Origin of the sequence: Mycobacterium sp. NAZ190054, from assembly GCF_001545925.1 — a bacterium.
In the GTDB taxonomy this organism is placed as follows: Bacteria; Actinomycetota; Actinomycetes; order Mycobacteriales; family Mycobacteriaceae; genus Mycobacterium.
This window is the reverse complement of sequence record NZ_LMVQ01000539.1, coordinates 1-519: the sequence shown is the minus strand read 5'-3', so window position 1 is coordinate 519 and position 519 is coordinate 1. Positions and strand designations below refer to the sequence as shown.

Below are 519 nucleotides of genomic sequence, written 5' to 3'. Positions count from 1 at the left end.
CGACACCGGCGACACCGACTCCGGCTCCGGCTCGGGCGGGTTGTCGGGGGGTTTGCGGCCGCCGTTTCCGGGGGCCGGTGAGGGGTTCATGGCGTTGGTGGAGGCCGGTTGGGATGTCGAGGCGGCGCGGCGCCCGCACGGCGCGCACACCACGGTGGTGGTGCATGTCGATGTCAAGGACAAGATCGCGTCTCTGCATCTGGGGCCGGTGCTGCCGGCCTGGCAGCGCCGATATTTGAGTTGTGATGCCACCTGTGAGGTGTGGTTCGAGCGCCACGGTCAGCTCGTCGGTGCTGGGCGCACCACCCGCACGATCAGTCGGCGGTTGCGCCGGGCGCTGGAGTACCGGTATCCGACCTGCGCGGTGCCCGGCTGCGGGGCGAGCCGGGGTTTGCATGCCCATCACCTCCGGCATTGGGAAGACGGCGGGGCCACCGAGTTGGACAACCTGGTGCTGGTGTGTCCGTTTCATCATCGGCTGCATCACCGCGGCGGTATCACCCTGACCGGGCCGGCGCA

At 69.6% G+C, this 519-nt stretch carries 1 protein-coding gene; it reads left to right on the top strand.

Annotated features, from left to right (window positions below):
• Nucleotides 1-519 (top strand): HNH endonuclease signature motif containing protein (locus ASJ79_RS25615; RefSeq protein WP_156448651.1); only part of this gene is annotated, 519 nt, incomplete at both ends.